This is a genomic window from Variovorax sp. PEI5, from assembly GCF_056679935.1.
On record NZ_JBWXPH010000004.1, the window covers coordinates 194,657 to 221,501 of the forward strand.

At 70.6% G+C, this 26,845-nt stretch carries 24 protein-coding genes; 10 read left to right on the forward strand and 14 right to left on the reverse strand.

The window, feature by feature from the left end; all coding sequences use genetic code 11:
• The first annotated feature begins 268 nt into the window (after positions 1-268).
• The 4 genes from AC1MLT_RS22635 to AC1MLT_RS22650 all read left to right on the forward strand — a co-directional run bounded on the left by AC1MLT_RS22635 (position 269) and on the right by AC1MLT_RS22650 (position 3,557).
• Positions 269-649 (forward strand): hypothetical protein, encoded by a 381-nt coding sequence (locus tag AC1MLT_RS22635; RefSeq protein ID WP_481036664.1) that lies wholly within the window; start codon positions 269-271, stop codon positions 647-649.
• Positions 637-837: a hypothetical protein gene (locus AC1MLT_RS22640; protein WP_481036665.1), complete on the forward strand. Its 201-nt coding sequence runs from the start codon at positions 637-639 to the stop codon at positions 835-837. Before AC1MLT_RS22635 ends, AC1MLT_RS22640 begins: the two co-directional genes overlap by 13 nt.
• Before the next feature lie 469 nt (positions 838-1,306).
• On the forward strand, positions 1,307-1,966 hold the full coding sequence (locus tag AC1MLT_RS22645) for a hypothetical protein (protein WP_481036666.1): 660 nt from the start codon (positions 1,307-1,309) through the stop codon (positions 1,964-1,966).
• A 199-nt stretch (positions 1,967-2,165) separates the two neighbouring features.
• Positions 2,166-3,557: a sigma-54-dependent transcriptional regulator gene (locus AC1MLT_RS22650; RefSeq protein ID WP_481036668.1), complete on the forward strand. Its 1,392-nt coding sequence runs from the start codon at positions 2,166-2,168 to the stop codon at positions 3,555-3,557.
• Positions 3,558-3,580: 23 nt separating this feature from the next.
• Here the strand turns inward: AC1MLT_RS22650 and AC1MLT_RS22655 are convergent, their stop codons facing one another.
• The 6 genes from AC1MLT_RS22655 to AC1MLT_RS22680 all read right to left on the reverse strand — a co-directional run bounded on the left by AC1MLT_RS22655 (position 3,581) and on the right by AC1MLT_RS22680 (position 12,220).
• Positions 3,581-4,918, reverse strand: a complete 1,338-nt coding sequence (locus tag AC1MLT_RS22655) for a peptidoglycan recognition protein family protein (protein WP_481036670.1) — start codon at positions 4,916-4,918, stop codon at positions 3,581-3,583.
• Between the two features lie 93 nt (positions 4,919-5,011).
• Positions 5,012-6,307 carry a hypothetical protein gene (locus tag AC1MLT_RS22660; protein WP_481036672.1) on the reverse strand — a complete coding sequence of 432 codons (1,296 nt, stop codon included), beginning with the start codon at positions 6,305-6,307 and terminating at the stop codon, positions 5,012-5,014.
• On the reverse strand, positions 6,304-7,413 hold the full coding sequence (locus AC1MLT_RS22665) for an aminotransferase class I/II-fold pyridoxal phosphate-dependent enzyme (protein WP_481036674.1): 1,110 nt from the start codon (positions 7,411-7,413) through the stop codon (positions 6,304-6,306). The genes AC1MLT_RS22660 and AC1MLT_RS22665 overlap by 4 nt, the downstream gene beginning before the upstream one ends.
• Positions 7,414-7,426: 13 nt before the next feature.
• On the reverse strand, positions 7,427-9,541 hold the full coding sequence (locus tag AC1MLT_RS22670; RefSeq protein WP_481036675.1) for a hypothetical protein: 2,115 nt from the start codon (positions 9,539-9,541) through the stop codon (positions 7,427-7,429).
• A complete protein-coding gene (locus AC1MLT_RS22675; protein WP_481036676.1) occupies positions 9,522-10,910 on the reverse strand; it encodes a hypothetical protein in 1,389 nt (462 codons plus the stop codon). Before AC1MLT_RS22675 ends, AC1MLT_RS22670 begins: the two co-directional genes overlap by 20 nt.
• Positions 10,907-12,220 carry a hypothetical protein gene (locus tag AC1MLT_RS22680; protein ID WP_481036677.1) on the reverse strand — a complete coding sequence of 438 codons (1,314 nt, stop codon included), beginning with the start codon at positions 12,218-12,220 and terminating at the stop codon, positions 10,907-10,909. The genes AC1MLT_RS22675 and AC1MLT_RS22680 overlap by 4 nt, the downstream gene beginning before the upstream one ends.
• Positions 12,221-12,506: 286 nt before the next feature.
• Between AC1MLT_RS22680 and AC1MLT_RS22685 the strand changes: the two genes are divergently transcribed.
• Both AC1MLT_RS22685 and AC1MLT_RS22690 read left to right on the forward strand, forming a co-directional pair.
• Positions 12,507-13,073, forward strand: a complete 567-nt coding sequence (locus tag AC1MLT_RS22685; protein ID WP_481036679.1) for a hypothetical protein — start codon at positions 12,507-12,509, stop codon at positions 13,071-13,073.
• Between the two features lie 134 nt (positions 13,074-13,207).
• Positions 13,208-13,585, forward strand: coding sequence for a thiamine-binding protein (locus tag AC1MLT_RS22690; RefSeq protein WP_481036681.1), 378 nt, complete (start codon positions 13,208-13,210; stop codon positions 13,583-13,585).
• 18 nt (positions 13,586-13,603) lie between these two features.
• Here the strand turns inward: AC1MLT_RS22690 and AC1MLT_RS22695 are convergent, their stop codons facing one another.
• Positions 13,604-13,912: a hypothetical protein gene (locus tag AC1MLT_RS22695; RefSeq protein ID WP_481036682.1), complete on the reverse strand. Its 309-nt coding sequence runs from the start codon at positions 13,910-13,912 to the stop codon at positions 13,604-13,606.
• Between the two features lie 226 nt (positions 13,913-14,138).
• Between AC1MLT_RS22695 and AC1MLT_RS22700 the strand changes: the two genes are divergently transcribed.
• The 3 genes from AC1MLT_RS22700 (at position 14,139) to AC1MLT_RS22710 (ending at position 18,045) form a co-directional block, all read left to right on the forward strand.
• The gene (locus AC1MLT_RS22700) at positions 14,139-15,428 is read left to right on the forward strand and encodes an amidohydrolase (protein WP_481036963.1); all 1,290 of its coding nucleotides are present in this window, start codon (positions 14,139-14,141) and stop codon (positions 15,426-15,428) included.
• Between the two features lie 207 nt (positions 15,429-15,635).
• Positions 15,636-16,643, forward strand: a complete 1,008-nt coding sequence (locus AC1MLT_RS22705) for a DUF6454 family protein (protein ID WP_481036684.1) — start codon at positions 15,636-15,638, stop codon at positions 16,641-16,643.
• A gap of 55 nt (positions 16,644-16,698) precedes the next feature.
• The gene (locus AC1MLT_RS22710) at positions 16,699-18,045 is read left to right on the forward strand and encodes a M16 family metallopeptidase (protein ID WP_481036685.1); all 1,347 of its coding nucleotides are present in this window, start codon (positions 16,699-16,701) and stop codon (positions 18,043-18,045) included.
• A gap of 56 nt (positions 18,046-18,101) precedes the next feature.
• Here AC1MLT_RS22710 and AC1MLT_RS22715 read toward each other — a convergent pair whose 3' ends face one another.
• Together AC1MLT_RS22715 and AC1MLT_RS22720 are read right to left on the reverse strand one after the other, a co-directional pair.
• Positions 18,102-19,415, reverse strand: a complete 1,314-nt coding sequence (locus AC1MLT_RS22715) for a type II toxin-antitoxin system HipA family toxin (RefSeq protein WP_481036964.1) — start codon at positions 19,413-19,415, stop codon at positions 18,102-18,104.
• A gap of 20 nt (positions 19,416-19,435) precedes the next feature.
• Positions 19,436-19,846 (reverse strand): helix-turn-helix domain-containing protein, encoded by a 411-nt coding sequence (locus tag AC1MLT_RS22720; RefSeq protein WP_481036687.1) that lies wholly within the window; start codon positions 19,844-19,846, stop codon positions 19,436-19,438.
• 159 nt (positions 19,847-20,005) lie between these two features.
• On the opposite strand from AC1MLT_RS22720, the gene AC1MLT_RS22725 reads away from it, so the two are divergent.
• A complete protein-coding gene (locus tag AC1MLT_RS22725) occupies positions 20,006-20,824 on the forward strand; it encodes an NUDIX domain-containing protein (RefSeq protein WP_481036688.1) in 819 nt (272 codons plus the stop codon).
• Here the strand turns inward: AC1MLT_RS22725 and phnX are convergent.
• From phnX to AC1MLT_RS22750, 5 genes are all read right to left on the reverse strand, one after another.
• Positions 20,814-21,635: a phosphonoacetaldehyde hydrolase gene (gene phnX / locus AC1MLT_RS22730; RefSeq protein WP_481036689.1), complete on the reverse strand. Its 822-nt coding sequence runs from the start codon at positions 21,633-21,635 to the stop codon at positions 20,814-20,816. The genes AC1MLT_RS22725 and phnX overlap by 11 nt on opposite strands.
• A 28-nt stretch (positions 21,636-21,663) precedes the next feature.
• The gene (locus AC1MLT_RS22735; protein WP_481036691.1) at positions 21,664-22,788 is read right to left on the reverse strand and encodes a TIGR03364 family FAD-dependent oxidoreductase; all 1,125 of its coding nucleotides are present in this window, start codon (positions 22,786-22,788) and stop codon (positions 21,664-21,666) included.
• 61 nt (positions 22,789-22,849) lie between these two features.
• Entirely contained in the window at positions 22,850-24,574 is a 1,725-nt protein-coding gene (locus tag AC1MLT_RS22740) for a putative 2-aminoethylphosphonate ABC transporter permease subunit (RefSeq protein ID WP_481036692.1), read from the reverse strand.
• Positions 24,571-25,665 carry a putative 2-aminoethylphosphonate ABC transporter ATP-binding protein gene (locus AC1MLT_RS22745; RefSeq protein ID WP_481036694.1) on the reverse strand — a complete coding sequence of 365 codons (1,095 nt, stop codon included), beginning with the start codon at positions 25,663-25,665 and terminating at the stop codon, positions 24,571-24,573. The genes AC1MLT_RS22740 and AC1MLT_RS22745 overlap by 4 nt, the downstream gene beginning before the upstream one ends.
• Positions 25,662-26,717, reverse strand: a complete 1,056-nt coding sequence (locus AC1MLT_RS22750; RefSeq protein WP_481036695.1) for a putative 2-aminoethylphosphonate ABC transporter substrate-binding protein — start codon at positions 26,715-26,717, stop codon at positions 25,662-25,664. The genes AC1MLT_RS22745 and AC1MLT_RS22750 overlap by 4 nt, the downstream gene beginning before the upstream one ends.
• Positions 26,718-26,845: the final 128 nt, after the last annotated feature.

Consider the following 26,845-nt stretch of genomic DNA (forward strand, 5'->3'; position numbering starts at 1 on the left):
GGAGTTGCCGGTGCGCGGCGCCGCGCCGAAAGCCGCTGACTTCAACGCCGACGTGCTCCGCCGAGTCCTGACGGCCGCACCGTGGCCGATGCCTTGCTCGACGCCCAGGACCAGGGCTGTGTCGACCTGTTCGAGCGGGTCCATGCGACCGAGAGCGCCCTTCGCGGCCGACGGATCGCGCGATGCCGTGCATGCGACGCCGAGCGGCCGAACGCCTCAGGGTGGCCCTCGTCGACCTTGCCGACATGCTCGACGCCCTGGGGACTCGGTGGCCGGCATCGGCGACGCGGCGGCGACCCCGCTGGACGAGAGCCTGCACGTCGGTCACGCGGAATTCGGCACCATCGATGCGGCGACCGGTGTCATCACCATCGAGTGTGAAAGGATCGCGTGCGGGCTGGCTTCGATCGCCGACGAACCGAGCGTGCCCGGGTACCGGCATCTCGCTGCCCAACCGGGGCATGGGATTCGTCACCACCGCAGGCATTCCACTGAAGTGGCCGGCGGCAAGCGGCCGATGCCCGGCATCATCACGGCATTCATGATGCGTGCGGGTCGTCCGCACATGGCCTTCGGCGTGATGGGTGCTCAACCCGCAGGCCTGCTCCGATGCGCCGCGCTGGCGCATCAACGGCGATGGCCGTGTTGACGATGGAGCACACCGTGCCGGCCGACGTGGTCGAGGAACTGCGGCGGATGGGGCACCAACCCGAGGTGGCAGCGGCCGACAGCCTGGACTTCGGCGGCGCGCGACTCATCCGCCGGCTCGATGGCGCCGCAGTGGCTTGCGAGGCGGGATCAGACCACCGCACGGACGGTCAAGCTGTCGGCAGCTGAGCCTGCCCCTGCGATCCCAATGGTCGAGCCGAAGAAACTCGGCTTGAAGAATCACGAGGCCGTCCAATGGACCGAGAGCCTATCGATGGTTACATCGTAAAGCCCCACACATCGAGATGACCACCGAGTCAATGCATGGAGCCCAAGAACTCATTGATTTCGAATGCAGTCATTGAATGATTCGCTCGATGACTCATCATCAGAAAGAATGAGATCTTTTCGATAATGGTAAGCGTGCCGGCGGCCCACTCATGGGCTCGTTACATCCAGGAGACACGCTCCGATGCTGTAGCAGTCGGCCATGGAGTCATCGCGGAACTCCCGTGCGGGAATGCTGCATGACCTTACGAGCAGTGACAATGCACTGGAAGCATGGCGCGTATAAGCAATTCGCTGCCAATCGAATACGCATTGGCATGCAAGAGTGCCTTCCTCAAAATCTGAGACAACATCGCAATCAGGAAAAGCCATGCTCCATCAAACACACGCCCTCACCGCCGCGGCCATTGCCTGCACATTGCTGCTCGCCGCCACGCCGGCCACCGCCGTCGAGATGTTCAGGTTCGATCGAGGCATCGGCTCCGAGCCATTGCGTGCCGGTCCCGCCGGCGTGCCACCGGTGCCCAATCCATCACCCGTGGCCAACGTGGTCGCGGGTGTCGCCCCTGGAGGCGCGCCCTGGCCGGTCGAATCGCTCAAGGTCGACATCGGTTACGACGGTCGCATCCGCGCGGTGGTACAGGGGCTGGTATTGGGTGGCACCGACAACGTCGGCACGCGCGGTGGTCCGAGGCGGATGGTGATCTCGCTGTTCTGCCGCGATGCCCCGGCTCCGGGCGCGGTGGCGGGTGCGCTGCAGACCATTCCCTACAACTCCGAGTTCGTCGAACTGGATCCGGATGGAAACTTCAGGCTGGACAGCGCCTTGACCAATGCGAGTGGTGCCACCCCGCAGGCCAATTGCGGCGACTCGATCGACAATCGGCCCGTATTGCTGGTCCGCACCGTCACGGCCGCGAATGCCGGCACCGGCGCGCCGGCGGCGCCCGGCGCGTGGTTCGCGGCGGGCGTCCTGAAGAATGTCCAGCATCGCGATGACGACAATGGACGTGACAACCGCGGCAGGTAGTGCGACACCATGCCGCGATCACGCGGCACTCCACTCTTCAGATGATGTGTCGTCGCATCGGATGCAATTAGACTGATGTCCTTCTCCATGCATCGCCACCCGCACGGATCCGATCCGTCCTGGCACGGCGGTGCCATCCATCGTCTGAGGCTGTACCTGCGCCTGTGGAGGGTCGCAGTGCGGACGGAGGAGGGAGTCGATGTCATTGCGGACATGGATCGAGTTTTCCGCGGCGGTCGGACCCGGGCCGCGCGCGAGGATCATCTCTCTGCTGGAGGAGGCGGGCATCGGCCTCTGCGCGCCCGGCAGTTCGCCGGGTGGAGGCACCGGTCCCCTGGGTGTCGTAGTGTTCGATGTCGTCGACGAGCAGGTGCTCGCCACGGTGCGCCGTGCCGACGAGGGCGCGGGCGTCCTGGCACTCTCGGTGGGACCCGGCCGTCTGCCGAGTCCGGTGATCTGGTCGATCATCGACGCGGGCGCGCTCGACGTCCTGCAGTGGCCTTGCCTGCCAAGGGCGGCCGACGATGTCGCCTGCCGTCTCCGACGCTGGTCGGCCGTGGCGCAGGTGCTCGACTCCGTGCGCGTGCGCGAGACCCTCATCGGTTCGAGTCCGGCATGGCGTCGCATCGTGCGGAGCATCGTGGAGGTGGCTGCCTTCACCTCTTCGTCGGTGTTGATCACCGGCGAGAGCGGCACCGGCAAGGAACTGGTCGCCCGCCTGATCCATGATCTGGACACCCGCGAGGACAAGAGCGACTTCGTCGTGGTGGACTGCACGACGGTGTCGCCCGAGCTCTCCGGCAGCGAATTCTTCGGTCATGATCGCGGCGCCTTCACCGGTGCCATGAACGCGCGCGAGGGCGCGTTCGCACTGGCGGACAAGGGGACCCTGTTCCTCGACGAGGTCGGCGAGTTGAGTCCCGCATTGCAGGCGCAACTGCTGCGCGTGGTGCAGGAGCACAAGTACAAGCGCGTGGGCAGCAACACCTGGCAGACCACCCACTTCCGACTGGTGTCGGCGACCCATCGCGATCTCGAACGCGGCATGGTCGATGGCAGCTTCCGCGCCGACTTCTTCTACCGGATCGCGGGCTGGCAATGCCGGACCGCCACCCTGTCCGAGCGCAGGGACGACATCCTTCCGTTGGCGCGACACTTCGTCGAGCAGCATTTCCCACCCGGTGCCGACATCGCCATCGACGACACGGTGCGGGAGTTCCTGCTCACGCGCGACTATCCGGGCAACGTGCGTGACCTGCGCCAACTGGTGACGCGCATCTGCCATCGCCATGCCGGCAGGGGTCCCCTGACGATCGGCGACATTCCCGAGGACGACCGTGTCGGCCACGATGGCACGACCCGGCCCTGGCCGGAGAGCAGTTTTCGCACCGCCGTGCGCGTGGCGGTGGAACTGGGCATCGGCATGAAGGACATCGGCCAGGCGGCGACCGAGCTCGCCATCGAACTGGCGCTGGAGCGCGAGGGCGGCAACCTGCAGCGTGCCGCGGCGCGCCTGGGCGTCACCGACCGTGCCCTGCAGCTGCGCCGCGCGAGCCAGCGCGAGGTGGGCGCATCGGGCCCCCCGGACTGAGCGGTCCGCGGCCGTCGCGCGCTTCAGGTCCAGGCGCCTTCGGCCTCCCATTTGAAGTTCGACGGCAGCTCGAGCCGCCCGGGCGCGATGGTCGATGCCGATGGGAAGGCATCGCCCTGGTCCTTGCTGGCGCGCAATGCGGTGGTCAGGAGGTCCGCCTTCAGCAGGCCGGGCAGCCGGGGCGGCAGGACGTTGGCGATCCGGACCGGGCCGCTGGTCGTCACGGGCGCCCTGGGCAACTGTCGGCCCGTCAGGTGGCCCGATCGCCGCAGGAGCCGGGCTAGCGCGAGCTCGACCATCTGGACCACGCCGCCGATGCCCTTCGCGCCGCGTGTGCCGCGCACTTCGGCGAGGTAGAAATGCAGGTCGCGCGGGTGCTGGCGGTTGAGCTCGACATACTGCCGATCCGTCATGCGGCGCGCGAAAGTGCCCGTGTGGCCGACCTTGAGGATGCTGATCCTTCCGCCCGGCGGCTTGAGCAGCGCGATGTAGACGCCGCCATGGTCGCGAACCCGGGCGACCTGGGCGTAGGTCAGCGGCCGGTCGGACCACCGCAGCGTGGCAGTGACGGGGCCGAGCCAGGTTTCCTGTTCGGTCTCGCCCGATCCGCCCGATCCGCCCAATTCGCCCAATTCGCCCAATTCGCCCAATTCGCCCAACTCGCCCGATTCACCGGATGCACCGGATTCACCCGCTTCGGCCGACTCGCCGGACTCGGCTTCCTTCGCCGGCGCCGCGAGCCCGGGGCGGCCCCAGGTGCGCCACGCGTCCGGGATCGGATGGCCATTGCCGACCTTGAAGCCGGGACCACCGTCCTTCAGGCCCAGCGTATCGACCGCCCATTGCCCGACGCCGGACCAGATGTCCGGCCCGGGATCGTTCTCGCGCGTTGCGCTCGACTGGCGGTGCGCCAGCACGGTGTGCAGGCCGATCGTGCGGACCAGGTGCCGCACGAGCCGCCGACCGGCCTCGATCTGCGCGGGCGTGACGCGGTTGCGGCCGTACTTGTCGCCCTGCCACCACCGGCCCCGGACATCGGGGAAGTTGCCCGCGAACTCCACGGCGACGCTTGCGGCATTGAAGCCGTTCGACGCCCAGATCAGCTGCTCGAGCGGATGGATCTTGAGGATCCTGCCATCCGGGAGGATCGCGAAATGGGCCTTGAGCCCGAGGTAGTCGCGCAGGGGCTGCTTGCGCTGGAAGCAGCACGCCATCTGGTGGAGCACCAGGGCCCGGACCTTGGTCATGTCGCGCGCGCCCTTGCGCACGGACTTGTCGGATCCGGCGGTGAGGTCGACGATGCCGTCGCCGATGCGTCCCATCGCATCGCCCGGTCCCGACTCGCCCTGCAGGGGCGGCATGGCCGGTGGCAGGATCTCGAAGCGGGTGTCCGGCGAGTTGAGTTTCTCGATCATGATGTTTCCCTTCGACGGGGTGGAGGTGCCGCTCGCCGCTCAGGCGCCCAGCACGAGCAGCCTGCCGCCCTGGCGGACCCAGGTTCCGCTCATGGCCGCCGCTGGCGATCCGCGCTGCGACCGGAAGCCGGGGAGGTGTTGGCGTGCCGCGTCGGTGATGGCCGACTGCACGGCCGCCTGGATGTCGCCGCCGGGGGGCGGCGGCTGGAAGTTGCGGGCCGCGGTGCCGGCGATGCGCACGACACTGCGGGCCATCTCGAACTCCCTGTCCTCCGCTTCGAGCGTGCCGTATTCCAGTTCGAGGGCCTTGCTCAGCGCGCCGCCGAGCGCGGTGCCCACGGCCGTGCCGACACCCGGTATCGGGATCAGCGAGCCGAGCGCGCCGCCCACGAACGGCAGCGCCGCCTTGGTGACGGAGCGGAGCACGCCCGCGAACGGCCTGGCGGCCCGTGCCACGGTGGAGCCGACCTTCCGGATCCCCTTCCACAGGCTGCCCATGAACTGCTCGAACTCGGCTTCGTTGGTGACCGAGAGCAACTCGGCGGCGAGCGCGATCTCCTCGCTCTCGCTGAAGAGGCCCTCGGGCCGCCCCGCCTCCCGCCAGGGAAAGCCACCTTCGTATTCACTTCCGCCCTCGTCTTCCCCTTCTTCCTCGTCTTCTGCCTGGGCTTCTCCCTCGTATCCGCCTTCCTGTTCGCCAGGACCCTCGTACTGGCTCTCGTCCGCCAACGCTTGCTCGCCTTCCTCCTCGAACTCCTGCTGCCCGCCTTCGCCCTCGAAGGTCCCGGCTCGGCGCGGCTCGAAATTCATGAACTCGAATGCCCGCGCGTCCGGAGCGCATCGGGGGCATTGGCAACTCGGCTTGTGCATGGTCATCTCCTGGTCTGGGGAACTGGAATCGGCAGCGTCGTCCGTGGCGCCGTCGCTGGTCGCGGCCGTCGCCGCGGGTCCGGGCTCGGGCACGGGCGCGTCCGGCGGCGCCGCGGCGCTCGCCGGTGCGCCGGCCGCGAGGCAGCTCTGGACGCAACGTCGATAGAGCGCGCCCTGGCCGAACGGCATCGGATCGATGCCCCAGGGCCACCATGCCGCATGGGCGCCACGGGAGCGCGGGGATCGCGGTGGTCGCGCGCGCCTCGGGGGCGGGGTGTCGGGCAGGCCTCCGCGTGGTGGCGGGGCCCGGCGCAGTGGCGTGGCGGCCCGGCGCGGCGGTCCCTGGCGGGCCCGGCCCTGGCGCGACGCAGCGCCACGGCGGAACCCGGTCCGCTCGAATTCCTCGGTCGCGGTCTCGAACTCGGCGCCGACGGGCATCGGATCGAAGGCGGTGGGTGCGTTCATGATGTCTCCAGGAAGGTGCCGGCGCTGGCGAGGGCGGGGGGTCGCAGGGCCCGCAGGGCTTGCGCGAGCGCGTCCACGGCACGGTCGATGCAGTCGCTGGTGTGCGCGGCGGTGAAGATGAAGCCCAGACGCGCGGCCCCGGTGTCGGCATCGCGCTGGAGCACGGTGCGCACGCGGCGCCGCAGCAATCCCGCATGGAGTGCCGCCGCGTCGATGCCCCGGGCGGCGACCAGCGACTGGACCGGGAATTCGTTGCCGGTCGCCGACAGCGGGAGGCGGGCGATCCGCTCGCGGAACTGGCGCACGCGCTGCAGCAGCCGCAGCCGCAGCGCATCGCCGCAGCGCCGGTTGATCGTCAGCGCGTGCCACGCCGCATGGATCATCGCCACCGAGGGCGGGCTGGTGTGCACGCGGGTCTGGCTGCGCGCCTCGAAGAACCGCACCAGCGCCCGGCTGCCCGAGAGTGCGGCCATCGGCACGCCGAAACCCTTGGCGAGCGACGCGCCCACGATGATCCGGGGCCCCGCCAGGCCGTGGTGGCGCAACGATCCGCCGCCGCCGATGCCCCAGGGGCAGCCGTGCCGGGCCCCGTGTCCGAACACGCCCAGGCCCTGGGTGTCGTCGATCACCAGGAAGCCATCGTGGCGCGCGGCCAGCGCGGCATAGCGCGCCAGGGGCGGTTGCCGGTCGCAACCCGGCCGCATCGCATCGCACACGATCAGCGGCCGGTGCCACCGCGCCGCCGCGCGCGTGATGAGCCGTTCCAGCTCGATGGCGTCGCCGGACGGGAAGGTCCGCACCGGCGTGCCCGCGGGCGCCCCGCGCTGGACGCCCCACTCCGCGATCGGATAGGTCGTCGCCTCGATGTAGATGGTGGTGTCCTGCCGGCCCAGCATGCCGAACAGGTCGAAGAACAGGTGCAGGGTCGAAGGCAGCAGCGTGCTGGCCTCGCAGCCCTGCAGGTCGGCGAGCCGGATGCCGACCTCGGCGGCGCCGGGCGGCGGGCGCAGGGCGGCCGGACGTCCGAGCGTCAGGGCCTCCCAGGGCCGCAGACCGGCGCTCGGGTGGCGCAACCCGAGGTACAGCGAGGAGGTGAAGTCGAGCATGGCACGGCCCGCCTCAGGCACTGCGCTGCTGGGCGGCCAGGCGCTTCTGCAGCAGCAGGGAGGGCAGCATCGCATCCGCCTCCTTGTCGCTGGTCTCGCCGCTGAGCTCGACCCCGGTGGCGGCCCGGTAGGCGTGGTTGTAGCCCTGGATCTGCGGCCGCCAGAAGCGCGCCCAGTTGAACGCCTGACTCGACTCGAAGACCTCGCTCCAGGCGCCATAGCGGATGCCCAGCAGGAGCTGCTCGCCGAAGATCGCCAGGTTGCGGAAGTGCACCACGCTCGTGTCGGTCCATCCCTGCAGCTTCTTCATGGCGTCGACGCGGTCCATCCAGGGTTCCGGATAGGCCACCATGATGCGCGTCGGCAGGAACTCGCGGAACTCCGGGCGCGCCAGGAGCCACTGCTGCATCAGCATCTCGATGCGCGCGGTGGAGGGCAGGTCGCCGAACTGGTTGTGGGCGCCCTGGGACATCACCAGATGGACCTCCTTGAGCGCGTTCAGCACCGGGAAGGCATCGGCCTTGACGGTGGTGTCGTCGTCCTGCTTGAAGAACACCGTGCACAGCCGCAGCAGGTGGTGGAAGGACTCCAGGAACTGCGAGCGCGTGTCGGCCATGCGCATGGTGCGGATCGCCCGGCCCTGCAGACGGATGCCGTAGTGGTGGTCGTACTCGTAGTTGCGGCGGTTGACCGTCAGGCGGTGCTGCTCGTCCTGCAGGTAGCCCCACAGCATGTTGTTCAGCGGCCGCAGCGGATCGATCTCCAGGTTGGCCAGTGGGTCGGGCGTGGACGGCGAGCGGATGTTCTGGAAGCGCCGCGTGACCGCGTTCATGGTCTGCACCAGCATCCCTTCCTCGAGCCAGTAGGACCAGATCAGCTCGACCAGGCACGGGTTGCCCAGCTTGTCCTGCAGGAAGCCCACGCGCAGGTTGTCCGAATCCTGGTCGTCCTGCAGGACGGCGATGTCGGGCAGCTTGCGGCGTACCAGCGCGAGGTAGGGCAACACCCGCCGCCGGCCCTGCGCGCCCAGGGGTTCGAGGTAGTGCTCGAAGGCGGCGTCGATGCCGCCGTGCTCCTCGAAGCCGGGCAGGTCGCGGCGGGCGAGGTAGTCGTTGTCGTCGACCTGATCGAAATCCGGCGACCGCAGCACGGCGCAGTTCACCATCACGAAGGCCTCGGTCGCCGCCTTCAGGACCCGGTAGGCATCGGTGTCGGAGAACGGCAGGAGTCGCTTGTTCTTGATCTGATGGAACAGTTTCCTCTCGGCCGAGAAACGCCCCGGTGCGGCCTGCCGGTCGTCGCCGAACAGCAGGTCCATGAAGTGCAGGTAGTTGTTGAACTGCAGTGCTTCGGTGCCGCTGCGGATGGCCGTCCAGAGCGACAGGTCGCCGGTCGACGCGGTCTCGGTCCGCGTGAGGGAGACGCCGATGTGGCCGCTGATGGGCACGGGCAGCTTCTGCGCGACGTGCAGGTCGTCGTCGTGCTCGATCTCGGCCAGCGCGTTCGTCGGCGGCGTGCCGTAGTCCTTCGCCGGGTGGTGCCCGCGGTCCAGGGGCAGCCGGAAGATCCACGTGCGACGCAGGTGCCCGGCATTGAAGAGGAAGGACGAGTAATGCGCCGGCCAGCCCTCCTGCAGTCGCACGGCCCCGGGAGGCGGCGAGACGAGCACCGTCGCATGCAGGTTTCGCGCGATGTCCAGCGTCGACACCGCGACATCGCCGGCCCGCGGCGGCCGGGAGAGCCGCTCGGCCTCCTCCGACTCGATGGCCGTCGCGACCCTGGCGCGGATGTCCGGCGCGAGATGCACGGTGGCCGTGCCACCGGCATCGACCCGCACCAGCCTGCCGGCGGTCGTGGGCACGTGCAGGTACGTCAGCAGGTAGTGGCCACCGCGCAGGCCGCCGAACGAGCGGCGGCCGTGCTCGTCGGTCGGCTGCTGGTCCAGGAGCTTGAATCCGGCCGGCAGGCCGCCCGCCGCCTCGAAGCCCTCCGGATCGAAGTCCCTGGGCGCCTGGTGGAGCGCGATGTGGGCATGCCTGACGGCCGCGCCCTGTTCGTTGCCGTCGTTCACCTGGACGACGATGGATGCCTTGCGCTCGTCGCCGGGATTATCGAATTGCGTGCTCATGGCGTTCTCCTTGGGTGGGGGTCGATCGACGATCGGGATGGAAGAGGTCGGGCGTCGGGCCTGCGCGACCGGCTCCCGTCGCCGCGGCGCAGGCCGACGAGGTGTCGAGCGTGCTGGCGAGTGCCCAGTGCGTCAGCAATCTGCCTAGCAGCACCGCCTCGTCCTGCGGACTGAGCCGGTCGTCCGAGCGGGCCTGGCCGATCACCGCGAAGACCAGCGTGGGTGGCGCGTCGTACATCCGCTCGGGAGCGCGGCACCACAGCCGGTACAGCGCCATGAGGCGCGCGGGCTGGCGCTCGCCGACCCGCAGGGCCTGGGTCAGCGTCCGGCCGCGCAACGCGGCCGGGCGGTGCTCGGCCAGCACCGTCACGAAGGCCGGCAGGATGGCCTGCAGGCGCTCCAGCAACCGCAGCGATCCGGCGTCGAGCCCGCGCGGCGGATAGAAGGCCTCCCACAGCGCGGCGAGCCGCCCCCACTGCGGATGCGGATAGAGCGCCTCGCCCATCGCGCAACTGAGCTTCACGCGGATCCATGGCACCGGATGCGGATCGTCGACGTTGAGCCGGAACACGAAGGCGCGCGGCAGGCTCACGACGGCGATCAGGCCAAGCGGTGCCGCGATGCCGATGCGGGCCACCGACCAGAAGTCCGCGACGATCTCCGACAGCCAGCGCTCCAGCAGCTGCCAGCCCAGCGCGTTGGGTCCGGCGCCGTGCTGCAGGCCGCGCAGCACCGGCCGCAACGAGGCCACAAGGTCGAGCAGGGCGGCGGCCTGGTGGCCGACCTCGTGGACCAGCGACGACGCGATGCCGCTGCCGATCATGCGTTCGCGCGGCACGCGGATCACCGCGACCGGGTTCTCGCCGCCGCCGGGCAGGCGCGTGCGCGCGCGGCGGATGGCCGCGCCCGGCCCACGATCCAGGTAGCAGACGATCGGCGGTGCCTCGTAGTACGCGCCGGGCAGCGACAGCGCATCCGCCGACACCACGTCGAGTCCCGACAGCCACACGCCGCTCTCGCTCTCGCTGCGCTGCGTGATGACGTCGTTGAACAGGTCGAATTGCGTCAGCACCGCATTGAACTTGAGCCGCAGGTAGGTGAAGCGGCGCTGCGCCTCGGCCGCCGTCGCCCGTCCCGCCGCCGGGCCGTGGAGCCAGGCGATGAAGGCGCGCACCATGCGGCGCAACTCGCGCCGGCCGCTGATGAGATGGGTGTCGATGGCCATCTGAGCGGCCGGCAGGAGGTTGGCCGCCGGCACCATCGGCTCGACCAGCGCGAAGGGCCGGACGCGGGCGAGCCTCGTGAGGAGCGCATGCGCTTCCTGCGACAGCATCGAGGTGGGGTAGGCGCCGATGGCCATGGCGTTCATGCGCCGTAGAGGACGATCTTGTTGCCGCGCCGCAGCCAGCGGCCCGAGCTCGCGCCGCCGGCCGCACCGGCGCCCGCGCCGGGGGACGGCGGCCTGGACGGCGTGCCGGCACCGGCGCCTAGCAGGCCCGGGGCATGCCGCATGGCGGCGGCCAGGGCGGCCTGCTGGGCCGCCGCGCGCGGGTCGGTGCCCGGTCGCGCGCCGGCGGCGCCGGCCGCGGTCTGGCCCGCGATGCGGACGAATTGCCTGGCGCCTTCCAGCTCGCGGTCCTCGCTCGCCATCTCGCTCTCCAGTCCGAGCGCGTTGCCGGCCGCGTTGGCCACGCCCGCGCCGATCCTGGCGCCCAGCGGTCCGCCGAAATAGGAACCGATGGCCGTGCCGGCCAGTGGCAAGGCCTTCTTGGCGACGCCCTTGAGCACGCCGCCGACGGCCTGTCCGGCGGGCGACCGCACGAAGCCGTCGGCGGCCTGGGTGGCGCGGCTCAGGAGGGCGCCGAGGAACTGGTCGAGTTCGCCCTCGTTGCTCACCGACAGCAGTTCGGTGGCCAGCTCGGCCTCCTCGTTCTCGCTGAACGTGCCCTCGGGCGACCATTCGTTTTCTCCGAACTCGGACTGTTCGTTCGCGTGCTCCAGCTGGGTCCGATCGATGTCGTGCATGGTGGGCTCCTTGCGGTGGTTGGAAAGAGGATGGCGAGGGTCGAGCGCCGGGCGCAGCAGGCCCGGGGCGTGACGGGAAGCGGCCCTGGCGACGGCCCGCGACGCGATGTCGCGCGGTCGCTGCGATCCCGGCGCGGCCGCCGCCTGGGCGACCGCGTCGGAGGTCAGGCGCACGAAGGCCTTGGCGAGCTCGAACTCCTTGTCCTCGGGACTGAGGCCTTCGAGTTCGAGACCGAAGGCCCGCGCGGCGCCGGCGATGGTCTGGCCCGCGGGTCGCGCGACGGGCCCGGACGACCCGGATGGCATCGGGTCGCCGGGCGGCACGCCGAGCGTGCGGCCCGCGAAGGGCAACGCACCCAGCGCGACCTCGAGCAGCCGGCCCCGCAGCGCCTGCGTGACGCCGGGCGCCGGTGAGCGCGACGAGGACGGGGTGGCGCGCAGGATCAGGCGCCGCAGCGCGTCGTCGAACGCCGGGGTGCTGCCGGCCTCCAGCAGCTCGGCGGCGAACTCCATCACCAGCCCCTCGTTGAAGGTCTCCGCGTCGGACGCGAACCGGATCGCCACCGCGCTGGGTGGATGGTCGGAAGCGTCCTCGCCGCCTTCCAGCTCGGGGCTGTACTGCACCAGTCGATGGTTCATGGAAGCCGTGTTCATGGGCTTTCCTTCGCAATCGCCATGCCATGCGCGGATGCGTCCGGAATGCCGGCAAACCCGTGCTTCGCAGCGAAGGGCGCTTCGTTGCGTGGCCGGCGCGGGATCGTGGCGGCGAAGCATGCTTCGGCGGCGCGGCCCCGCGCCGGACGAGCGTCGAGCGTTGTCGCGAAGCCCGTCCGGGAGTGTTCGACGCGATCCGTTTGCCGCAGGGCGTTCGGGTACGAACGTTGCGAAGGCCCCCGAGGACCAAGGATGCGCGCCATGAACTCCACGACCCGGCTCGACGATGGATTCCACCACCCGCCCTTCGACCAGGCCGAGCTCGAACCCGACCTGTTCCTGGGCGGCCTCGGCCGTGGCATCGCGCGCGGCACTGCCCACGGCGCTCGGCCGGTTCGCCTTCGATGCCGGACGGTCGGTGTTGCGCGGGGACCGGCTCGCCAGCGCGCTCGACGGCGCGGCGCGGGCGGGCATCGCCGACGTGCGCGACCAGCTGCGGTTCGTCCAGATGGTGGCGCCCTTCGTTCCCGGCGTCGGCACGGGGGTCGCCGCCGCGCTGGGTGCGGCGCATGCCCTCGCCGACGGCCGTCCCATCACCGACGCGGTGGTGGCCGCCGCGCGCTGCGCGTTGCCGGGGGGCGCGCTGGCGCGTGCCGCCTTCGACACCGCGCTGGCCATCGGCCAGGGCCGGCGTCTCCAGGACATCGGCCTGGCCGCGGTCCGCTCGTCATGGCCGGGAGGCGCGGCTGCTCAGCGGGGCTTCGACCTGGCGGTGAGCGTCGCACGGGGAAGGCATCCGACCCGTGCGGTGCTGGCGAGGATCCGGCGTAGCAGGGCACGCCGACTGAGATAGTCTCCCCGGACCCGATCCGGGCGATCCCTGCCCGGGGAAGCGAGCCTCGAGTGCTCGCCCACCCGGTGCCCCCCATGAGTTCTTCCATGACGTATCCACTGTCTTCGCCTCTGCGCCGTCTGAGCCCCGCGCTCGTGTCCCTGTCGCTCCTGGCCTGTGGCGCGAGCTGGGCCCAGCCCGCGCCCTCCACGCCCGTGGCACCGACCCCGAGCGGGCATGTGCTGGCCGAGATCCAGGTGATTCCCCGGCCGGCGGGCACCGCCGCCGATCGCTACAAGCATGTCGATGCCGCCATCGCCGTCATCCAGTCGTCCGGCTTGCGCTACGAAGTCCATGGCCTGGGCACGGTGGTGGAGGGCCCGCCCGAGAGGATCTGGCCGCTCCTGCAGGCGGTCCATCAGGCCACGCTCGAAGCCGGCGCCGAGCGGACGTTGAGCATCATCAAGGTCTCCAGCGGCGCCGAGGCCGGCGGGCCCCGCGTCGAGGACCTGACCCGCAAGTTCAGGAACTGATCGCGCGCCGTGGCGGTTCTACCGGATGCCGGTGTGCCGCTCGAAGACGCCGAAGTCGCCCTCCTTGCGCCGTGCGCGCGTGACCAGCAGCGCGCCGATCCAGCCGAAGTAGAAGAGCACCTGCAGCACGCTGCGCATGAGCAGGGCGCGCATGCCCTCGGCCGTCTCGCTGCCGGTCCAGTGCAGCTGCAGGCCCACCAGCCAGCCGAAGGATTTGGCCCAGTCGGCCAGCATGGATTGGCCCTCGATCGAGGGACGGACGGCCTGTCCCATGCCGATGACCGCGGCCAGTGCCCAGACGATGGCCACCACGCGCAACGCTTTCATCCAAACAGACATGGGGTCCCTCGATTGTGAAAAAGGTCGATCATAAGAGGCGCCCGTTCCGGCGACGCATCGCGTTGCCGGGACGTGACGCGAGCCGGGATCGGACACCGGACCCCCTCCCATTCGAAAGGAAGACATGACAAGATAACCTGCCACATCCCGCCGCCCCGCCAGCCTGCTGCGCCCGTTGTGGACCGTCGCCCTGGCGTCGTGCGCCACGGCCGCCATGGCGCAGGGCGCGGGCGCCACCGATGCCGCGGCATCGCTGCAGGCGCAGATCGACACGCGCGCCAAGGCGGTCGAGGCCCAGCTGATCGCTTGGCGCCGCGACATCCACCAGCACCCCGAACTCGGCAACTACGAGACGCGCACGGCGAAGCTGGTGGCCGACCACCTGCGCAAGCTCGGCTTCGACGTCAGGACCGGCGTGGCCAAGACCGGGGTGGTCGGCTTGCTGAAGGGCGCCAGGCCCGGGCCGGTGGTCGCGTTGCGCGCCGACATGGACGCGCTGCCGGTGAAGGAGCGTGTCGACGTGCCCTTCGCATCGAAGGCCAAGGGCCAGTTCCTCGGCAAGGAGGTCGATGTGATGCATGCCTGCGGGCACGACACGCACGTGGCGATCCTGATGGCCACGGCCGAGGTGCTGGCGGGCATGAAGGCGCAGCTGCCGGGATCGGTCAAGTTCATCTTCCAGCCGGCCGAGGAGACGCCGGCCGACATCGAGCCCGACGGCAGCAACATGTGGGGCGCCAAGCAGATGGTGGCCGAAGGCGTGCTGGACGACCCGAAGGTCGACGCCATCTTCGGCCTGCACGTGAGCAGCGCCATCGAGTCGGGCAAGCTGGCCTGGCGCAGTGGCGCGGCGATGGCGGCCGCCGACCAGTTCTGGATCGACGTGAAGGGCCGCCAGACGCATGGCGCGCGGCCCTGGGGCGGCATCGACCCGATCGTGGTGGCGTCGCAGATCGTGATGGGGCTGCAGACGATCCAGAGCCGCCAGGTCAACGCCATGCTGGAACCGTCGGTGATTACCGTCGGCACGATCCACGGCGGCAACCGCATGAACATCGTGCCCGAGAAGGTGGAGATGATGGGCACGGTGCGCACCTACGACGAAGGCATGAAGAAGGACATCCACACGCGCATGAAGCGCACGACCGAGTCGATCGCCGCCAGCGCGGGCGCCGAGGCGACATTCAAGGTGGTGGAGCTGTACAACGCGACCGTCAACCAGCCGGCGCTGACGGCGCGGATGGCGCCCACCCTGCAGCGCGTGGCCGGCGAGGGCAACTGGATGCTGGGCCCCAAGGCGACGGCATCGGAGGACTTCTCGTTCTACCAGGAGCGGGTCCCCGGCCTGTTCTTCAACCTGGGCGTGACGCCCAAGGGCGTGGACGTGACCAAGGCGGCCTCCAACCATTCGCCGGAGTTCTATGTCGACGAACCGGCTCTGGTGAACGGCGTGCGCGCGCTGGCCCATCTCACGGTGGACTACCTGACGACCTCGACCCCGTAGGGCCGCCCGCCCACGGCTCGCCATGCGATGCCGACGGCGCCCGATGCGCCCGATGCACCCCACCGGATGCTGCCGGACATCGTCGAGGCGGGTGAGGACGGGCGCGATCCAGGGCGCCCTCGATCCCTGGACCGGACACGCGGCTTTCACAAAGCCTGCCTAAGCTGGGTCGCTGGCCCGACCCCCCCTGTCCCGAGGATCACCCCCTTGAACGATCGACGCAATTTTCTCCGCAGCTCCCTGGCTGCCACCGCCACCCTTGGAATGGCGCACGGCCTGACCGCATGCGGGGGCGATGGCGGCGGCAACGGCGTGATGTCCGAAGCGACCGCCGCCACGCGGCCCAGCCCGCTCGGCGCGCAGTTGAAGCAATTCAACGCATCCACCGTCTGGACCAAGGTGGGCGAGACCCGACTGGCCGGTGCCGCCTACCATCCCCAGGGCCTGGTGCGGATCGGGGATGCCTACTATGTCTCGACGGTCGAGATCCTCACCTCGCCGACGAAACTCGATCCGCTGGTGAGTGGCTACGACCGCACGCCTGGAACCGGCAAGGGCCACGTCCTCAAGTTCGACCTGAATGGCAATCTGCTGGCCGACCTGCAGATCGGCGAGGGCACCATCTATCACCCCGGCGGCATGGACTTCGATGGCACCCACCTCTGGGTGCCGGTGGCGGAGTACCGCCCCGACAGCCGGGCGCTGCTCTACAAGATCGATCCGGCCGCCATGCGGGCGACCCAGGTGTTCGGCTTTGGCGACCACATCGGGGGGCTCTCGCGCAACACCGACGACAACTCGCTGCATGGCATCAGCTGGGGGTCCAGACGCTTCTATCGCTTCTCCCTGGACGCCAGACAGACCGGCAGCCCCGAAGCGCTCGTTCCGACCAAGGACCTGCGCCGGTTGAACCACGCCTTCTATGTCGACTACCAGGACAACCAGTACCTGGGCAACCACGAGATGCTCTACACCGGCCTCACGTCCTTCGCCGCGACGTCCAACAGCAACGCCTTCGCCCTGGGCGGCTTCGAGATCGTGAATCTCGAGACGGGCCTGCCGGTGCACCAGGTGCCCGTGAAGCTCTGGGCCGCGAGCCGCCGGCCCATGACCACCAACGCCACCTGGTTCGAGTCGATCGCCACCGGCGTGCGCGCCCATTTCGTGCCCGACGACGATGTGGCCTGGGTCCACATCTACGAAGTCACGGTGTAGGAGGTCCCCGGCGTGCGTCGTGGACCCGTCGAGCCGGGCCCGTGACAATCGCGTCATGGTCCATGGCACACACATCTCGAACGACATCATCGACGACACCCCGGTACTGCGCGCGTTGCCCAATGGCGCGCGGCTGCTCGCCATTCCCATGCCGCAGGTCCGCAGCGTCAGCGTGGGCGTGTTCCTGCGCGTCGGCTCGCGCGACGAGACACCGGCGACCAACGGCATCGGCCACGTGCTGGAGCACATGGCGTTCAAGGGCACCCGCACGCGCTCGGTGCAGGCCATCAACCTGGACGCGGAACGATTGGGCGCCGAGGTCAATGCCTTCACCGGCAAGGACATGACCGGCTATTTCATGACCGGGCTGGGGCGCCACGCGCAGCAGCTGCTGCGCATGACCGCCGACATCGTCCTCGACAGCACCTTCCCGGAAACCGAGCTGCGACGAGAGCTGGAGGTGATCCGCCAGGAGGCGATCGAGTACGAGGAGGACCCGCAGGACCATTCCAGCGACCTGCTCGACCGGGCCATCTGGGGCGACGACCCGATGGGCATGCCGGTGATCGGCACCGTCGGCAACATCGAGGGCTTCACGCGCGAGGACCTGGTGCGCCACGTCCGGGCCCACCACGTGGCGTCGCACACCGTCGTCGTCGCGGCCGGCAATTTCGATGTCGAGGCCTGGCTGGCGCTCGCGGGCGAGCTGTTCGCGGCCATGCCGGCGGCGGCCGATCCGGCCGCACTGGGCGCGGCGCCGCCGGCGCCGGTGCCGGCGCCCTATGTCGGCCAGGCCCTGGCGCAGCGCTTCACGCAGGTCTCGCAGGTGTTCCTGAACCTGGCCTATCCCCTGGCGCCGTCGTCCCCGGAGCAATTGCCCGAGCGACGCTGGCGGGTGGCGGCCGCGCTGGCGGCCCACGTGTTCGGCGAGGGCATGTCCTCGCCGCTGGTCGACACCGTGCGGGAGCGGCTCGGCCTGGCCTACACCACCCATTCGCTGATGGACAGCGGCGACGTCTGGGCCCATTTCATGGTCCAGGCCGTCACCACGCCCGACAAGCTCGACGCGCTGGTGGCGGCCACCGGCACGCTGCTGCGCGAGCAGGCCCGCGCCATCGATCCGGTGCACCTGGAGCGCGCCAGGAACCAGCTGAGCGTCGCCCGCGTGCGCGCCGGCGAACGGACCTACGCGACCATGGAGCAGGCCGTCGAGGAGCTGTTCGCCAGCGGCGGCGTGACGCCGCTGGCCGAGGCGCTGGCACTGATCGACGCCATCGACGCGCAGGAGGTGCGGGCGGTCTTCGAGCGCATGCTGGCGCATCCGCCGGCCCTGGCGATCACTGGCAAGGGCGCCAGCGCGCGCACCGCGCGGCGCCTGGCCACGACCCTGGCCGCCGGCTAGCGGCGTCGAGCGCCGGGGTCGGCGACATCCGCCCCGGCGCGCCGGGCCGGGCCCGGTCAGTCCGCCCTGTCGTCCATGCCTCGGGCATCCGCCAGGAACAGCGCCGCCTGGCCGCGCAGGCCCTCGAAGATCGGTGCCCGGATGCGCTCCGGGAAACCCTTGGGCAGCTCGCGCCCGACGCGGTCGAGGGCCGGCGCGACCCGCTCGACCAGCTCCCGCATGGCCTGCCAGACCCGGGGTCCGCCCTGGCGCAGGGCCAGGTCGTGCCAGTGGCGGGCCCGGATGGTGCGGATCTCATAGTGCGCGTTGCGCGAGCGCAGCGCCATCGCCAGCCGCACCTGGCGCGCATGCAGCTGGCCCCGGCCCCGCCCCACATACGGCCAGACCGACAGCACGTCGTACAGCGGCGCCAGCTCGTAGGCATGGCCCTGGCGCAGGAAGATCGAGAAGTTCTTGGCATGGCCGTCGGGCGCCGCCAGCAGCCAGAACGCCAGCTGGGCGAGCTGGAAGGCCAATCGGTCGGTCCCGGCATCCGTGCTGCCGGCCAGCAACGCCAGCCCGGCGGCGACGGACGGACCGCCATCGCTCTCGTACTTGAGATGCGGCGGCAGGCCCAGCGCCTGGCAGAAGTCCTCCTGGGGCAGCCGGGCGATCCAACGCCCGTCATCCATCCAGGCGCGGTCGAAGCGCTCCACGACCAGGGCGCGCTGGTCGCCGAAGGTGGCCATCTCGCTCGTGGCGATCGGCAGGCCCAGCGCCCGGACGATGCGCGCGCAGAGCCACTCGTTCTCGACCGAATCGAACATGTCGACCCGGGTCGTGTTGGCGATCACGCCCAGCGGCAGCTTGAAAATGTGGGTGCTCGGGGTGGCGCCGAGCGGCCGGCACCAGCGGCCATCGACGCGCGCGAAGGCGGTCTTCTCCTGCGCGCCGGCCAGCGAGATGCGGAATGGCGGCGCGTCGTCGCCGGCACGCGCCAATGGATCGTCGGGCACCGCCCGCAGGGCGTCGGCAACCTGGGTGTCGGTCAGCGGTTCGCAGTCCACGCGGTCCCAGCCCTCGGGCGCCGCGCCCTCGGGCAACAGCTGCACGGCACCGACGCAGTCTCGGCCGATGGCCCGCAGCAGGGCGAAGGCATCCAGCGTCCGGGTGCCGAAGCGCCGGCCGATGCGTTCGCGGATGCGCTCGTTGTCCGGCAGCAGGTTGTCGAAATAGTGGGCCACGACCTCGCCGCGCAGTTCCAGGGTGCGGGTCAGCGGCAGCGACAGGGACAGCGGCCGGGACTTGCCGGAATCGCGCCACGACGCGGCATACGAGAAGGCATGCACCCCGCGTCGCACGCGCCAGGTGCCGACGAACTCGCCATTCATCCAGGCATCCAGGCCCGCCGTCACCACGAGCCCTTCCTGGGCGGGATGACGAAGCCTCGACCACCCGCCGGGGCGGCATCGGCGCCGGGAGCCGCTTCCCGGGACGCGGGCGCCGTCCGCCGCCGCGTGGGCGGCGCCTCGGCCACGCGGAGCACGCCAGCCGCATCGGCCGCAGCGGCCGCATCGGGGTCGGTCGGGCCGCTGGCCGCACCGGTCGCCTCGTCCCGCAGCACCAGCGTCGCCTGCAGCGCCGAGACCAGTCGCATCAGCTGGTCGACGCTCACGGCGCCCGGGTTGCTCTCGATCTCGGCGATGCGCGCCTGTCCGACGCCGAGCAGCCGCCCGAGCCCGGCCTGCGTCAGGCCGCGCGCCTTGCGCAGCGAGCGCAGGTGCTCGCGCAGCTGGCGGGTCAGGTGCAGGGGGAAGTCCATGGAGAGATCGGAAGGAGGAGCGGCGGTGCCGAGATATATGCCAGGACCGATTATTGCAGGATAACGGCTTTGGTACATGAATGCGAGATATCGGATATCGCCGATTTGGCATCCGATGGATGCGCCGGGTCGCGCGGTCGATGACGTACGCTCATGCCCATGTCGCAACCGCTCTCCAGCTCGCCCCCCTGGTGGCCATCCCTGCGCGATCGCGCCCACCAGCAACCCGCCTCGCCCCGCGCCGACCTGCGGGTCGATGGCCGGGTCGCCGGCTCCGTCGCCTGGCCCCTGGTGGAGCTTCTGGTCGAGGCCGGGCTGCCGCTGGTGGTCGACCATCGCGCGGGCCATGTCGCGCCGCGCGGCGATGCCTCGGACGCGTTGGGCGAGGTGGCCGCATGGCTGCACCGGGCTGGTCATGCCGGTCGCTGGCGCGACGAGCCGATCGCCGTGCGCGCCATGGCCGACGTCGAGGGCCCGGTGCTGGCGGTGGTCGAGCGCGCTGCGGTGCGCAACCTCGGCATCCACACCCGGGCGGTGCAATTGCACGCGCGCGAACCGCATGGCGGGGGCTGGTGGCTGCAGCAGCGCGCGCTGGACAAGGCGACCGATCCCGGCAAGTGGGACACCATCACCGGCGGGCTGGTGGCGGCGGGCGAGTCCGTGGAGGTGGCGCTGGAGCGGGAGAGCTGGGAGGAAGCCGGCGTGCGCCTGCGCGAGCTCGCCGCTGCGCCGGTGGCGGCCGGCCGCTTCACGGTGCGCCGGCCGGTGGACGATGCCGGCAGCCACGGCTATCTGGTCGAGACCGTGTTCGCCTTCGTCTGCGCGCTGGCGCCCGGCCAGCTGCCGCGCAACCAGGATGGCGAGGTGCTGCGCTTCGAATGCGTCTCCGACGCCGGGATCGACCGCATGGTGGCGACCGGCGAGCTGACGCTGGAGGCCGCCGTGGCGGTCGCGCTGTGCCGAGGCGTCAGGGCCTGAGGCCGCGCGCGAGCCGGCCGGCGATGTCGTCGACCACGCCGGGCAGGTCGGCCACCGAGTCGACGACATAGTGCGCGCCGGCGGCGCGCAGCGCAGCGCCGGCGGCCTCGCGGCGCGCCTGCTGCTCGGCCGGCGGCAGCGCGTTCCACTCGTCGAGCCGCAGCCCCATGGCGTTGCCGCTGACCGCCACGCCGACGGTCCAGGTGCCGGCATGGCGGCCTTCCAGGATGCCGACCCCGGTGTCGTCGACCTTGATCACGGTCGCCGGCCACCAGACGCCGAGATCCGCGAAGCAGCGATACATCATCAGCGGCGAGGGCCGACCCGCGACCAGGTCGCCGGCGCACACCAGGTTGTCCGGCCGGTAGCCGGCGGCGGCGGCCAGCGGGCCGAGGACCTCCATGATCGGCCGGTTGTAGCCGGTGGTCGAGCCGATCGCCAGTCCGCGCGCGCGCAGGTCCGCCACTGTCTCCAGCGCGCCGGGGACGAAGTCGGCGAAGTCGGCCACCACCGCCGCGTTCAGCGGCGTGAAGACCTCGTAGAGATGATCGACGTCGGCATCGGAGAAGGGCCGGCCATGGCGGCGTTCCCATTGCGCCGCGACCTCGGGCAGCCGACCCAGGGCCTGGATGTGGTCCCACTTGGCCATGCCCATCGGCCCGCGCGCCTGGGCGATGTCGATGTGGATGCCGAACTGCTCGAACAAACGCACGAAGGCGCCCATCGGCGCGCAGGAGCCGAAGTCGAGGATGGTGCCGGCCCAGTCGAAGACGACGGCCGAGAGTCGGGTGGGGGAGGGTGGCGTGGTCATTGGAGAAGATGTGGGCAGGAGGCGCCGGTCACCAGCCGGCGAAGGTGTCCTCGGCGATGCCGAAGGCGGTGCTGGCGCCGGTGCCGCTGGTCACCAGCACCAGGCGGGTGGCATCGTCGGGCCGGTCGATCAGGCAGTCGGCGTGGTCCGAGGAGGGATAGATGCCGACCCAGCGTTCGGTCACCGTGGCGGCGTCGAGCCGCAGGGTCTCGCGCAGGTGGCGCAGGATGAGGTCGTCGACCCGCTCCTGCGCGAAGGGCTCGGGCGCGGCGCCATAGTGGTGCGAGTCGCCGACCACCAATGAGCCGTCGGCGCTCTGCACCACGATCAGGTGGATGCCGTGGGCCAGCGACTCCGCCTCCTCCTCCCGGATCTGCGCCAGCAGCGCGGCAGCGGCCGGCAGCCGGCTGTAGCCGTGGTAGCGCACCAGGCTGAGGTCGGCCATGACCGAGCCCGGCAGCCGGAAGCCCGGCTGCGGCCGCACGCGCAGCATGTGCAGCAGGCACAGCCGCAGGTCGTGGGGCGTCAGCCGCTCGGCGAACAGGCCGTGGAGGTCGGTGTTGGTGCAGACCGCCACGCGCTCGGCGTGCAGCACGGCGCGCGAGGTGCGCACGCGCGGCGTGGCGACCTCCAGCACGGCCTCGCCGAAGCGGAACACCACGCCATGGGCCTCGGCCAGCCAGCGTGTCAGCAGGCCGATGGCGGTGCGCGATTCGACCCGCATCTCGTGCGGGCTGTACAGCACCCCCCGGGCATCGTCGAGCCGCAGCGCCGGCGCGCGGCGCGCGGCCTCGGCGACGTCGAGCAGCTCGCAGCCCTCGGCCATCTCGGTGCCCATGAATTCCCGCAGGACGTCGAGCGCCCGGGGCCGGAAGGCCGTCAGGTAGAGGCCGTGGTGCACCGTCTCGATGCCGGCCCGGGGTGCCACCTCGCCCCACACCTCGCGCGCGCGCCGGGCCCGGCGCCAGGTGTCGCCGGCGCCCTGGCCGGTGACGGTGATGAAGCCGAAGTTGCGGATCGAGGCGCCGACGCAGGCGGCGTCGCGCTCGACCACGCAGACCCTCAGGCCGCGCCGCGCGGCGGTGTAGGCATGGGCCAGGCCGACGATGCCGGCGCCGACCACGATCAGGTCGAAGGAGTTGCGGGTGTCCATGGAGCGCGGGAAGGAAGTGGGAAACGAGGGCGGGAGGCACGGCTCGCGTGGTCGCGCGGGTTCAGCGGGCCGGGGCCCGCCAGGCCTGCGTGCGCCGCTCGACCAGCCGGCCGACCACCAGGTAGAGCAGCGTGACGACCGCCGACGTGCCGGCGATCAGCACCGCCATCGCCGCGGCCGGACCGGTGTCGCCGGCCTCGTCGAGGTTCAGGATGGCGACCGAGGCCAGCCGGGTGTCGGGCGAATACAGGAACACCACCGCCGAGATCGTCGTCATGGCGTTGATGAAGAAATAGCGCGACACGTCCAGCAGGACCGGCAGGCAGATCGGCAGCGTCACGCGCCAGAAGGTCTTGTAGAGCGGCACCTTGAGGGAGGCCGACACCGCCTCGAACTCCGCATCCAGCGCCTTCAGCGCCGTCACCATGGTGAGGTGGCCGGTGGTGTAGAAATGCACCACCGTGCACAGCACCATCAATGGCAGGGTCTGGTAGAGGCCGTTGAGCGGATTGCCCGGCGCGTTGAAGAAGAAGATGTAGCCCAGGCCCAGCACCAGGCCCGGCACCGCCATCGGCAGCATCGCCACCAGGCGCACCACCGGCCGCAGCGCGTCGAAGCCCCGGGTCTTCTCCAGCAGGTAGGCACCGGCGAACACCACGGCGGTCCCGGCCAGCGCGGTGCCGGCGGCCAGCTTCAGGCTGTTGACCAGGGCCTCGGCCAGCGCGGCGTCGATCAGGCCGGCGACATAGTGGTCCAGGCCCGGCGTCAGGTTGTAGGGCCACAGCCTGGCGAAGGAGGCGAACACCGCCATGCCGAACACCGCCAGCACCAGCGCCACCAGCAGCAGCGCGTAGAGCGTCATGGCAGCATCGAAGCCGGGCGAGCGGCGGGGCACCAGTGCCACCGCGCGCGCGGTCAGCGTGGCGGTCTGCCGGCGCTGCACCAGGCCGTCGATGGCGAAGGTGAGGACCGCCGGCGCCAGCAGCAGCAGCGCCACCACGGCGCCGCGCTGGAAGTCGTGCTGGCCGATGACCAGCTTGAAGACATCCGTCGCCAGCACGTTGAAGTTGCCGCCCACCACCTTGGGGATGCCGAAATCCGTGATGACCAGGGTGAAGCACACCAGGCCGGCGGAGATCAGGCCGTACCTGGCGCCCGGCAGGGTGATGGTGAGGAACTTGCGCACCGTGCCCGTGCCCAGCGCGTCGGCGGCCTCGTAGAGCCGCGCGTCGGCCAGCGAGAGCGCGGTGACCAGGATCATCAGCACGTGCGGGAACACCGCGAAGCACTCGGCCAGCACGATGCCCGGCGCGCCATAGATGCCGGAGAAGCCCAGGCCCAGCCAGACGTCGCGGGCCAGGCCCTGGTTGCCGAACCAGTAGATCAGCGAGATCGCCGACAGCAGCGATGGCGCCAGCAGCGGCAGCAGCATCACGGTGCGCAGCAGCCCCTTGGCCGGCATGCGGCTGCGCGTGAGCGCATAGGCGAACCCGAAGGCCAGCGGCAGCACGATGGCCGTCACCGTCAGCGAGACCCGGATGCTGTTCCAGAGGCTCGACCGCAGCGCTGTCGAGCCCAGGTAGGCGGCGAAGGCGCCCGGCCCGGAGACCGCCGAGCCCGTCGGCGCATCCAGCGCCTTCGACAGGATCAGCGCCAGGGGTGCCACCAGGCCGAGCCCCAGCACCAGCAGCACGCCGAGCAGGCCGAGGCCGGCCAGGCGCCCGGATGCCTGCGCCGGCCGCCGCAACGGCGGCCGGGGGCGCAGGGTCGCCGCCACGGTGTTCATGCGGCGGCGCCGGCGGCGAAGACCCGCAGCCGGTCGGATCGCAGGGCGAAGCTCACGGCGGCGCCTTCGCGGACGCCGAACTCGTCCATCTGGTTGAGCGAGTACTGGATCTGCAAGGCCTGTCCGTCCAGGCCTTCCACCGCCACCTCGGCCAGGCAGTTGCCGCCCAGGAACTCGATGTGGCGCACGGTGCCGGTGCAATGCAGCGGATCGCCCGCCGACGCGCCGCCGACCACCCGGTCCTCGGGTCGCAGGTACAGCGCGACGGCGCTGCCGGAGCGGAAGTCGGCACCGGCGCCGGGCGCGCAGCGCAGGCGCTTGTCGCCGCAGCGGAACCAGTGGTCGCCATCGGCCACCGCCCGCAACCGGTTGACCTTGCCGACGAAGCCGGCCACGAACGGCGACGCCGGCTCGCGATAGACCTGCAGTGGCGTGCCGACCTGCTCGATCACGCCCTGGTTCATCACCACGATGCGATCGGCCACCGACAGCGCCTCCTCCTGGTCGTGGGTGACCATGATGGTCGTCACGCCGAGCCGGCGCTGCAGCGCGCGGATCTCGTTGCGCAGGTGGACCCGCACCGTGGCGTCGAGCGCCGACAGCGGCTCGTCCAGCAGCAGCAGCCCGGGCGAGGTGGCGAGCGCGCGCGCCAGCGCGACGCGCTGCTGCTGGCCGCCCGAGAGCTGCGCCGGGAAGCGGCCGCCGCTGCCCGGCAGGCCCACCAGGCCGAGCAGCTCGTCGACGCGCGCGGTGATCCGGGCCCGTCCCTCGCGCCGGTTCACCAGACCATACGCCACGTTCTGCGCCACCGTCAGGTTGGGGAACAGCGCATACGACTGGAACATGATCCCGTAGTCGCGTCGCGCCGGCGGCGCCACCGAGATGTCCCGCCCGGCCTGCACGATGCGCCCGGCGCTCTGCGTCTCCAGCCCGGCGATGATGCGCAGCAGGGTCGTCTTGCCGCAGCCCGAGGGGCCCAGGAAGCAGACGAACTCGCCCTGGCGGATCGACAGGTCGATGCCGCCGAGCGCATCGAAGGCGCCGAAGCGCTTGCGGATGCCGCTGAGCGCGAGGTAGGCGTCGTCGCTCATGGCTGCTTGCGCGCCTCGCTCTTGCCGTCGTAGCGCTTGGACCATTCGGCCAGGGTCGCCTCGCGGCTGGCGGCGGCCTGGTCGAAGTCGAGCTTGATCAGGCGCGCCTCGTAGTCGTCCGGGATGCCGGCCAGCTTGGGTGCGATGCCCGGCTGCGCCGTGATGGCGAAGTTCCTGCCATACAGCCGCATCGCGTCCTTCGACGAGGCCCAGTCGGCGAGCCGGCGGGCCGCCTGCGGCTTGCGCGTGCCCTTGTAGATGGCGAAGCCCTCCAGGTCCCAGCCCAGGCCCTCCTTGGGGAACACCAGCTCGATCGGCGCGCCCTTGGCCTTGTTGGCGTGGGCCCGGTACTCGAACGAGATGCCCGCCACGTATTCGCCGGCCGCGGCCATGTTGCAGGGCTTGGAGCCGGAGTGGGTGTACTGGGCGATGTTCTCGTGCAGCGCGTCCATGTACTTCCAGCCGCCACCCTTGCCGGCCTCGTCGCCCCACAGCTGTAGCCAGGACACGACATCGAGGTAGCCGGTGCCGGAGGAGGCCGGATTGGGCATCACGACCTGGCCCTTGAACTCGGGCCGGGTCAGGTCCTTCCAGGTCGTGGGCATGGGGATGTTGCGCTTCTTCGCCTCGACGGTGTTGAAGCAGACCGTGGCGCCGAAGACATCCATGCCGAACCAGGCCGGCGGGCTCTTGCGGTCGCGGTAGGCCGGCATGATGGCGTCGAGGTTCATCGGCGCGTAGGGCTCGAGCATGCCGTTGCGGTCGAACAGGGCCAGGCTGGTGGCGGCCACGCCCATGATCGCGTCGGCCTGCGGATTGGCCTTCTCGGCCAGCAGCTTGGCCGTGATGACGCCGGTGGAGTCGCGCACCCACTTGATCTCGATGTCGGGGTTCACCGCGTTGAAGGCTTCCTGGTAGGCCTTGAGCTGATCGGTCTCCAGGGCGGTGTAGACGATCAGCTGCTGCTTCTGCGCCCATGCGGGAGCGGCCGTGGTGGCGGCGAGGACCAGTCCGGAGATGGCCGCGAGAAGCTGCCGTGTCGTGCGTTTCATTGAACTACTCCAAGTGGGGACGGGCGGGACTGTGGTGGCCGCAGATGTCATCCGCGTGACATCGACCGCAAGCAAAATGGAGGCCAGCTTTGGTAGATTGTTTTTTCCAGATCGTAGACAATCTGGAA

Bases quoted from the DNA above. Each gene is read 5' to 3' on its own strand.
- AC1MLT_RS22700 (WP_481036963.1), top strand. From the start codon at position 14,139: ATGGCGCAGGGCGCGGGCGCCACCGATGCCGCGGCATCGCTGCAGGCG.
- AC1MLT_RS22680 (WP_481036677.1), bottom strand. From the start codon at position 12,220: ATGAACACGGCTTCCATGAACCATCGACTGGTGCAGTACAGCCCCGAG.
- AC1MLT_RS22640 (WP_481036665.1), top strand. From the start codon at position 637: ATGGCCGTGTTGACGATGGAGCACACCGTGCCGGCCGACGTGGTCGAG.
- AC1MLT_RS22685 (WP_481036679.1), top strand. From the start codon at position 12,507: ATGGATTCCACCACCCGCCCTTCGACCAGGCCGAGCTCGAACCCGACC.
- AC1MLT_RS22715 (WP_481036964.1), bottom strand. From the start codon at position 19,415: ATGAATGGCGAGTTCGTCGGCACCTGGCGCGTGCGACGCGGGGTGCAT.
- AC1MLT_RS22710 (WP_481036685.1), top strand. From the start codon at position 16,699: ATGGTCCATGGCACACACATCTCGAACGACATCATCGACGACACCCCG.
- AC1MLT_RS22720 (WP_481036687.1), bottom strand. From the start codon at position 19,846: ATGGACTTCCCCCTGCACCTGACCCGCCAGCTGCGCGAGCACCTGCGC.
- AC1MLT_RS22675 (WP_481036676.1), bottom strand. From the start codon at position 10,910: ATGAACGCCATGGCCATCGGCGCCTACCCCACCTCGATGCTGTCGCAG.
- AC1MLT_RS22660 (WP_481036672.1), bottom strand. From the start codon at position 6,307: ATGAACGCACCCACCGCCTTCGATCCGATGCCCGTCGGCGCCGAGTTC.
- AC1MLT_RS22670 (WP_481036675.1), bottom strand. From the start codon at position 9,541: ATGAGCACGCAATTCGATAATCCCGGCGACGAGCGCAAGGCATCCATC.
- AC1MLT_RS22695 (WP_481036682.1), bottom strand. From the start codon at position 13,912: ATGAAAGCGTTGCGCGTGGTGGCCATCGTCTGGGCACTGGCCGCGGTC.
- AC1MLT_RS22650 (WP_481036668.1), top strand. From the start codon at position 2,166: ATGTCATTGCGGACATGGATCGAGTTTTCCGCGGCGGTCGGACCCGGG.
- AC1MLT_RS22745 (WP_481036694.1), bottom strand. From the start codon at position 25,665: ATGAGCGACGACGCCTACCTCGCGCTCAGCGGCATCCGCAAGCGCTTC.
- phnX (WP_481036689.1), bottom strand. From the start codon at position 21,635: ATGACCACGCCACCCTCCCCCACCCGACTCTCGGCCGTCGTCTTCGAC.
- AC1MLT_RS22645 (WP_481036666.1), top strand. From the start codon at position 1,307: ATGCTCCATCAAACACACGCCCTCACCGCCGCGGCCATTGCCTGCACA.
- AC1MLT_RS22655 (WP_481036670.1), bottom strand. From the start codon at position 4,918: ATGCCGCCCCTGCAGGGCGAGTCGGGACCGGGCGATGCGATGGGACGC.
- AC1MLT_RS22725 (WP_481036688.1), top strand. From the start codon at position 20,006: ATGTCGCAACCGCTCTCCAGCTCGCCCCCCTGGTGGCCATCCCTGCGC.
- AC1MLT_RS22665 (WP_481036674.1), bottom strand. From the start codon at position 7,413: ATGCTCGACTTCACCTCCTCGCTGTACCTCGGGTTGCGCCACCCGAGC.
- AC1MLT_RS22735 (WP_481036691.1), bottom strand. From the start codon at position 22,788: ATGGACACCCGCAACTCCTTCGACCTGATCGTGGTCGGCGCCGGCATC.
- AC1MLT_RS22750 (WP_481036695.1), bottom strand. From the start codon at position 26,717: ATGAAACGCACGACACGGCAGCTTCTCGCGGCCATCTCCGGACTGGTC.
- AC1MLT_RS22740 (WP_481036692.1), bottom strand. From the start codon at position 24,574: ATGAACACCGTGGCGGCGACCCTGCGCCCCCGGCCGCCGTTGCGGCGG.